We start from the raw sequence: 7,117 nt of genomic DNA, 5'->3' as shown, positions 1-7,117 counted from the left end.
GGCTGTTGCGCATCAGGCCCAGGCGCCATAACGGCGGCTGGATCACCACTTCGTAGCGGGTGCGGCGATGGCCAGTGTCGCCCCGGACGAATTCGTTCACCACCCCGGTGAAGCGGCGCAGGGGCTGGCCGTCTTGCCACACCACCAGATCCACCGGCTGTTCGAGGACATCAGCCGCCGCCACGTCCGGGTCGGTGCTGGCCAGGTTCAGTCGGCCATGGAACAGGTCTGACAACCGTTCGGTCAGCGCAAAGCCGACAACGGCAAAGTGATCTGAGGGGAATTCGCCTACTCGGGCGGTGAACTGCAATCCGCTTGCCTGGGGCATGACTTCGGTCCCTGAAGGTAATGTTTAACTGACTCATCCTGAGCAGTCCCGATTATAACCACCGGGCTCACGAATACCAACCAGCAAACCGATGGCCTCTTTTAACCAGTTCTCAACAGCGAAAACCAGCGTCTACGACTTTTGTTGAACCCGGTGAACGGTTAACCTTGGGTATTCCCTAATAACAAGAGCAAGACCATGGCACACTACCTCATTGAAATCGACGAAACGTTCGATGTTCCCCGGCGCAAGGCTTTTGCGGTTTTCGCAGATCACAACCGTTTTGGCAAACTCGTCGGAGCGCCGGTCAAGCGCATCAAAGACAGCGATCAGGCCGACCCGAACGGCATCGGCTCGGTGCGGAAAATCGGCATTGGCCCGCTGTCCATTGAAGAAAAGGTTCTCGGGTTCGAGCCAGACTCTCTCATTGAGTACACCATCACCAGTGCCAGCCCTCTGCGCAACCATCTTGGGCGGATTCTGTTCTCGGATGCTGGCGAGGGCCGCACGCGCATCCAGTACACCATTTCGTTTGAGGACATCGTGCCTTTCACTGGCAAGGTGGTCGGCTCAGCGCTTGAGCAGGGCTTACGACGGGGCATTCGCAAACTGCCAGCCCTGGCCTGAGCTCCGCCACCACGCCCGGGCAACAAACCGTTACTTGATGAATATCAGATAATTGACCTGAGGCAACAATTCACATTTGTCAATTCTGTAACCTCCCGCGCAGTTTGCAATATCCGGCCATCAGGCTATAAGTGTGCCTGAGGCCGAACACCTACTGCGTGACGGGAGACAAAAATGGCTGCAGCACCGATTGTTCTCTTCGACAACGGACACCACAAGTGCCTGATGTTCGATTCCCTGGTGACTGGTGAGGGCGTGCAGTCCAATCAGTTTCTGATTGTCGATGGCACACACGAAGCACTGATCGATCCGGGCGGAGATCTGACCTACACCCCACTGTCGGTTGCCGCATCCAAGTACATGAACATCCGCGATATGGATTACGTGTTCGCCTCCCATCAGGACCCGGACATCATCGGCGCCATCGACCGCTGGATTGTTCACACCCGGGCCAAAATTGTAACCTCCCGTTTGTGGGCACGATTCCTGCCGCACCTGGTGTCCAGCTACGTAACCAACCAGCTCAGCGGCAGTGTTTATGACCGCATCGTCAGCATTCCCGATGGCGGCGCCAATGTCCGGTTTGGCGATACCTACATCCAGTGTCTGCCAGCCCACTTCATGCACTCTGTCGGAAACCTGCAGTTTTACGATCCGGTCTCAAAAATTCTGTTTTCCGGTGATCTGGGCGCCTCCATGGGCGGCGAAGACGATCACGAGCCGGTGAAAGACTTCGACAAGCACATTCCAAACATGATCGGCTTCCACCGCCGCTACATTGCATCCCGGAAGGTCTGCAGCTTGTGGGCAAACATGGTCCGGGCCATGGACGTCGCTATGATTGTTCCCCAGCACGGCAAGCGCTTCGAAGGCCCGGTCATGATCGACCGCTTCCTGAACTGGGTCAGCGACATGGACTGCGGCATCGATCTGGTGTCTCAGGAAAACTACCGCCAGCCTGTGGAATACGTCTAACCCCCTTGTTCCGCAAGGATGCGGAACTCTTTTCCTGCCAATGCTGCGAAATCAGGCCTGTTGCAAACCTCTCAGGTTCAGTAAAATTTGTTTTTTTCACTGAACCCCAGAGGCAGCGAATATGGGCAGAGCTTATCAGAACCGAAAAGAATCCATGGCCAAAACGGCCGCCGCCAAAACCAAGGTATACAGCAAATACGGTCGCGAGATTTACATGGCCGCCAAATCCGGTGGCGTAGACCCTCAGGCCAACCTCTCCCTCCGCGGCCTGATCGAACGGGCAAAGAAAGACCAGGTACCCACTCACGTTATCGATAAGGCCATCGACAAAGCCAAGGGCGGTGCCGGTGAAGACTATGCCCCGGCCCGATACGAAGGGTACGGCCCGGGCAACTGCATGGTGATTGTGGATTGTCTTACCGACAACCCGAACCGCACCTTCGGCGATGTTCGCCTGGCCTTCACCAAAACCAAGTGCAAGATTGGCACTCCGGGCGCTGTAGCCCACATGTTTGATCACTGCGCCATCTTTGCCTTCGCAGGCCAGGACGAAGAAGCCGTTCTGGAAGCCCTGATGGAAGCCGATGTCGACGTAACCGATATTGAGAGCGAAGACGGAAAAATCACAGTCTTCACTCCGAATACCGAATACGCCAAGGCCAAACAGGCTCTGGAAGCCGCGTTTGAAGGGATCGAGTTCGACGCAGACGAAATCCAGTTCCTGCCCAAGACCACCACATCGGTTGAAGGCGATGATATCCCCATGTTCGAGAAGTTCCTCGACATGCTTAACGATCTGGACGACGTACAGAACGTGTTTCACAACGCGGAACTTCCACAGGAATAACGCAAACGTTTCGTGGTTCCCGGAGAACCACCGCTGAGGGGAAAGTATGGGCGTGGAAAAACCGAACGTCATCATTCTGAAAACCGGATCAACCTACCCACAGATCCAGAGTCAGTTTGGCGACTTCGATGCCTGGTTTATTGAAGGCCTGTCGAAAAACCTGGCACTGACCGTTGTCGACGTGGTTAACACGCCCCCTCCCTCCGCACCCGACGACTGGGCGGCTATCGTTATCACCGGCTCCCCCGCCATGGTCAGTGACCGGGCACTCTGGAGCGAGACAACAGCCCAGTGGGTCAGGCAGGCGGTGGCATCCGGCATCCCGCTGCTTGGCGTGTGCTATGGCCACCAGCTTCTGGCCCACGCCCTGGGTGGCAAAGCCGACTATCACCCACAAGGCCGGGAAACGGGCACCCATACCATCAGCCTGCTTGGCGAGGCCGCCTCCGACCCACTGTTCAGCAAACTGCCATCGGAGTTCCGGGCCCACCTGACGCACAAACAGTCGGTGCTTGAGTTGCCGGAAGGCGCTGTCCTGCTCGCCCGATCCGCCTTCGAGCCCCACCAGGCTTTCCGGGTCGGTGACAATGCCTGGGGCGTGCAATTCCACCCGGAATTCTCAGACAAGGTCATGAAAGCCTATCTGGAGGTGCAATACCCGGAGCTTGCTGAAGAAGGGCTGGACGCAGAGCGCCTGATGCAAGGCGTCTGCCCGGCACCGGAGGCCAGCCACCTGCTGACGCTGTTTTCCGAATACGTGACCGACCGGTTCCGGAACCGATAAACCGGAACCCGACGCGCTGTGTGAACGTTTTGTATGTTGAATCAGTACAGATCGCTAATTACTGTACTGCAATTACAACTGAACAAAGGAGCCTTGCATGCACGCGATCAGATGCCACCTCAAGACGTTTTCTCTGGCCATGGCGCTCCTGCTTGCGTTCACAACCACGTTTTCCGTCTCTGCCAACGCCGGCATGGTCAGCACTGGTGAACTGATCCAGCAACAACAGGTGGAGCTGGACCGCCAACAGCTTCTGGACATGCTGGAGAATCAGGGCGTTAAAAAGAAACTGCAGGAACTCGGAGTCAGTGAGGCTCAGGTCACCGAACGCATACACAACCTGACCCCCACGGAGCTCGCTGAGTTTGAACAACAGCTCGCGGAAGCACCCGCAGGCGAGGGCGTTGTCGGCGTTATTGTCCTGTTCCTTCTGGTTTTCATCATCACAGACATGCTCTGTGCCACGGACCTGTTCTCCTTCGTCAAGTGCATTCGCTAACCCTTACCCCCGCTTCGATCAGGAAGCACATCAGAATGGCGGTCGCTCTGGCGGTCGCCATTCTGATGTCCGGCTGTGCCTCAAGGCCGGACTGGCCCGTAAACCAACTGAGCACTAGCACCCCACCACGGCAACTTCTGGAAGAAACCCCGTTTTACCCTCAGGAACAATACCAGTGTGGTCCCGCCTCCTTGGCCATGATGCTCAACGCCCAGGGGCTGAGCACTCACCCGGAGGTTCTGAAAGACCTGGTGTATCTGCCCGGTAGAGACGGTTCCCTGCAGGTTGAAATGGTGGCTGGCGCACGGGCGCATGACATGGTCGTCTACCGGTTGCCCGACGATCCCGGCGCCATTCTGGAAGAAATCGATGCGGGCCACCCAGTGCTGGTGATGCAGAACCTTCGGCTGAACTGGTGGCCAAAGTGGCATTTCGCCGTCGTCGTTGGCTACGATCAGGAAAAGCGAGTCTTTATCCTGAACACCGATACCCGCCAGCGTTATGAAATGGCTTACGAGGTGTTTCACAATACCTGGGCACGTGCCGGACAATGGGCGGTTGTAGTCCTGCCCCCGGATCAGCTACCTGCAACGGCACAACTACTGCCCTATCTGCGCTCGGCCCACGATCTGGAAACCACAGGGCACACCCACACGGCCAGGCAAGCCTATCAGTCCGCGGCCACCCGCTGGCCCGACCAGGCTGCACCGGTGATGGCCGAAGCCAATCTGGACTACAGCCTGGGTAACCTGAGTGCCGCCAAAAACGGCTTTCTTGAGGTCGTCCAGCAGTTTCCGGAGTTTCCGGAAGGCTGGAACAACCTGGCGATCACCCTGAAGGAGGCTGGCTGCGACTCCCAGGCCGCCCGCGCCTCGCAGTGCGCCAGCCAGCTCGCCCCGGAACGATTCCCACAACCGGAGGGTGAGATCGATAAAAACGCATCTTCAGAACGAACCTGCCCCGCCCTGCCGGCCTGCCCACTCATAAAGGATTAAACCCCGGGTCAGGCTGGTTTTCGTGCCAACACCACGTCTTTTGCCGGAATCTCCAACTGCCATCCGTGTTCCGCCGCCAGCCAACGAAACGTCTGCTCCCGATAGAACACCACATGCGTTGGGTCTCTCCGGTAGTGCCAGTTGTCAAAACGGGCATCGTCGGTCTGGAAACAGGTCATAACGGCCAGCCAGCCCCCAGGGCGAAGCAGCGCGTCCAATTGCCGGAATACCTCAGCAGGCCGGAACAGGTGCTCCACCACTTCCGTGCAGGTCACGAAGTCGTATTGCGCATCCAGCACCCCGCTATTCGGGTAAAAAAACGGATCGTACAGACTCACGCTCAGCCCGGCTTCTTCCAGCATCCGCGCCAGCGCCGGCCCGGGACCACAACCAAAGTCCAGACCTTCAGCACCAACCGGTACGCGGGCAATCAGCGGCTCTGCAAGTTTGGACAGGAACCGCCGGTAGCCCGGATCTTCCGCCTGATTGTCATGCAACTCATAAACGGCCCGCTCCTGCGGCTCTGTGAGCCTGCACCCGGCTGCCAGAACCGTAGCCTGGCAAAGTCCGCAGCGAAGGTAGCGCTGTGGCCCCACCTGCCGGAATGGGCCCAACATACCCGTTTCGCACACCGGGCAGGATTCTCCTCCGGCTCCAGACAACCCCGGCTTTTCACTCATAATCTTATCAACCTGAAAAAAGTTTCATTGTCATATCCGGCCATGCGGCGAGTTTGTGACCGGATACGTAAAAGCGCCCCCAACACGCTGCCTATACTGGCGCGATAATCGGAGAGGAGCCGGCTTGTACCTCTTGAATGATAACAACAGAACAATTCAAGACTAAGCGCCAGGGCATGCCCCGGCTCAGAGACAGGAACATGGAAACGTCATCCGAACTTGCACTGGAAGTGCCGATTGTCTCGGCCCGTTACGCCCGCCGGTTTGTCCGGTTCATGGAAAGCCGGGGCGTGAAACGCCACACCATCCTTGCCAATACGGGCGTGACCGATGAGATGCTCGACAACCCGGATGCCAGCTTGTCGATGCATCAGGTGGTGAATCTCCTGCGCCAGGCCGACTGGCTGATGACCGATGAGCGGGCCGCCTTCGAGTTCGGCCAGCAACTGGACCTGCCCAGCCACGGCTTGCTCGGGTTCGCGGTGCTGGGCCTGGAAAACCCAAAGCGACTCATCAGCATGATCGTTCAATATCTGCGGGTTGGCCTGCCGCTGATGGACATGGAGCTGGAATCAACCGGGTCCACCTTCCGCATCCGGGTAGTGGACAACTGGGGCGTGGATGACCTCCGCCCCTGCCTGACCAAAATCTACATGGGCAGCATCTATCGGATATCCAGCCAGGTCTGCAGCCACTTAAGTTTCCATTTTGATTTCCCCTCCTCCATCCCGATCGAACACTGGCAACGGCTGGCGCCGGGCTGCGAATTCGAGTTTGGCACCGAGGTTGCCCAGGTCACCATGCCGCTGAACGGCTTGCCCATTCCCAAAAGCGACGCAAACCTGGAGTTTCTGGTGGCCAGAACCCAGCACAGCCGCCGGCAGAAACGCCTGGTGGCCGACGAGACCGTCATGCAGGTGCGCGACCTGATCATAAGCCAGCCCGGGCGCCCCTGCACCACCGAAAACATTGCCAGAAGACTGGAGATCAGCCCCCGAACCCTGCGCCAGCACCTGTCCGGAGCGGGCACCTCCTTTCGGGAACTGCGCAACGACATTCGGGAAAGTTTTGCCACCCTTTATCTGAAGGATACCAACGTCCCACTGGAATCCATTTCCGAGAAACTCGGGTTCAGCGATCAGGCCGGCTTTACCAAAGCTTACCGGTCCTGGACAGGCCAGACTCCGGGAGACGTTCGCCGCCAGGCCCGGTCAAAAAAGTGAACACACAACTATTTTCATTTTGACGCCGTTCACGATTTAGACAATTCCCCCGTTTCTCTCCGTTTTAAACAAAAATGGTGCCGCGACAAGCAATGACCTACGGCACCCTCTCCCCGTTAAATAACGCTGCATTCATACGCAAAGACGTATGGCAAAGGG

General features: G+C 57.7%; 9 protein-coding genes. 7 read left to right on the top strand and 2 right to left on the bottom strand.

Features of this window, described 5'->3' with window-relative positions; translation table 11 throughout:
• On the bottom strand, positions 1–328 hold a 328-nt coding region (locus K325_RS0105245), incomplete at its 3' end, for a contractile injection system protein, VgrG/Pvc8 family (protein WP_265596841.1).
• Positions 329–526: 198 nt separating this feature from the next.
• On the opposite strand from K325_RS0105245, the gene K325_RS0105240 reads away from it, so the two are divergent.
• The 6 genes from K325_RS0105240 to K325_RS0105215 all read left to right on the top strand — a co-directional run bounded on the left by K325_RS0105240 (position 527) and on the right by K325_RS0105215 (position 5,055).
• Positions 527–955, top strand: a complete 429-nt coding sequence (locus tag K325_RS0105240; protein WP_029653215.1) for an SRPBCC family protein — start codon at positions 527–529, stop codon at positions 953–955.
• A 174-nt stretch (positions 956–1,129) separates the two neighbouring features.
• The gene (locus K325_RS0105235; protein WP_029653214.1) at positions 1,130–1,930 is read left to right on the top strand and encodes an oxygen-binding di-iron domain-containing protein; all 801 of its coding nucleotides are present in this window, start codon (positions 1,130–1,132) and stop codon (positions 1,928–1,930) included.
• Between the two features lie 121 nt (positions 1,931–2,051).
• Entirely contained in the window at positions 2,052–2,777 is a 726-nt protein-coding gene (locus tag K325_RS0105230) for a YebC/PmpR family DNA-binding transcriptional regulator (protein WP_029653213.1), read from the top strand.
• Positions 2,778–2,823: 46 nt separating this feature from the next.
• Positions 2,824–3,561, top strand: a complete 738-nt coding sequence (locus K325_RS0105225; protein WP_029653212.1) for a glutamine amidotransferase — start codon at positions 2,824–2,826, stop codon at positions 3,559–3,561.
• 97 nt (positions 3,562–3,658) lie between these two features.
• On the top strand, positions 3,659–4,060 hold the full coding sequence (locus K325_RS0105220; protein ID WP_036192938.1) for a PA2779 family protein: 402 nt from the start codon (positions 3,659–3,661) through the stop codon (positions 4,058–4,060).
• Positions 4,061–4,095: 35 nt separating this feature from the next.
• Positions 4,096–5,055 (top strand): PA2778 family cysteine peptidase, encoded by a 960-nt coding sequence (locus K325_RS0105215; protein ID WP_029653210.1) that lies wholly within the window; start codon positions 4,096–4,098, stop codon positions 5,053–5,055.
• A gap of 8 nt (positions 5,056–5,063) precedes the next feature.
• Here K325_RS0105215 and K325_RS0105210 read toward each other — a convergent pair whose 3' ends face one another.
• Positions 5,064–5,735 carry a class I SAM-dependent methyltransferase gene (locus K325_RS0105210; protein WP_051146558.1) on the bottom strand — a complete coding sequence of 224 codons (672 nt, stop codon included), beginning with the start codon at positions 5,733–5,735 and terminating at the stop codon, positions 5,064–5,066.
• A gap of 200 nt (positions 5,736–5,935) precedes the next feature.
• Between K325_RS0105210 and K325_RS0105205 the strand changes: the two genes are divergently transcribed.
• Positions 5,936–6,958 (top strand): AraC family transcriptional regulator, encoded by a 1,023-nt coding sequence (locus tag K325_RS0105205; RefSeq protein ID WP_029653208.1) that lies wholly within the window; start codon positions 5,936–5,938, stop codon positions 6,956–6,958.
• The last annotated feature ends 159 nt before the right edge of the window (positions 6,959–7,117 follow it).

The organism is Marinobacter daepoensis DSM 16072 (genome assembly GCF_000421165.1).
In the GTDB taxonomy this organism is placed as follows: domain Bacteria; phylum Pseudomonadota; class Gammaproteobacteria; order Pseudomonadales; family Oleiphilaceae; genus Marinobacter; species Marinobacter daepoensis.
This window is presented reverse-complemented; position numbering and strand designations above follow the sequence as displayed.

Excerpts from the sequence above, each read along its gene's own strand:
- K325_RS0105220 (WP_036192938.1), top strand. The coding sequence starts at position 3,659 with ATGCACGCGATCAGATGCCACCTCAAGACGTTTTCTCTGGCCATGGCG.
- K325_RS0105205 (WP_029653208.1), top strand. The coding sequence starts at position 5,936 with ATGGAAACGTCATCCGAACTTGCACTGGAAGTGCCGATTGTCTCGGCC.
- K325_RS0105230 (WP_029653213.1), top strand. The coding sequence starts at position 2,052 with ATGGGCAGAGCTTATCAGAACCGAAAAGAATCCATGGCCAAAACGGCC.
- K325_RS0105210 (WP_051146558.1), bottom strand. The coding sequence starts at position 5,735 with ATGAGTGAAAAGCCGGGGTTGTCTGGAGCCGGAGGAGAATCCTGCCCG.
- K325_RS0105235 (WP_029653214.1), top strand. The coding sequence starts at position 1,130 with ATGGCTGCAGCACCGATTGTTCTCTTCGACAACGGACACCACAAGTGC.
- K325_RS0105215 (WP_029653210.1), top strand. The coding sequence starts at position 4,096 with ATGGCGGTCGCTCTGGCGGTCGCCATTCTGATGTCCGGCTGTGCCTCA.
- K325_RS0105240 (WP_029653215.1), top strand. The coding sequence starts at position 527 with ATGGCACACTACCTCATTGAAATCGACGAAACGTTCGATGTTCCCCGG.
- K325_RS0105225 (WP_029653212.1), top strand. The coding sequence starts at position 2,824 with ATGGGCGTGGAAAAACCGAACGTCATCATTCTGAAAACCGGATCAACC.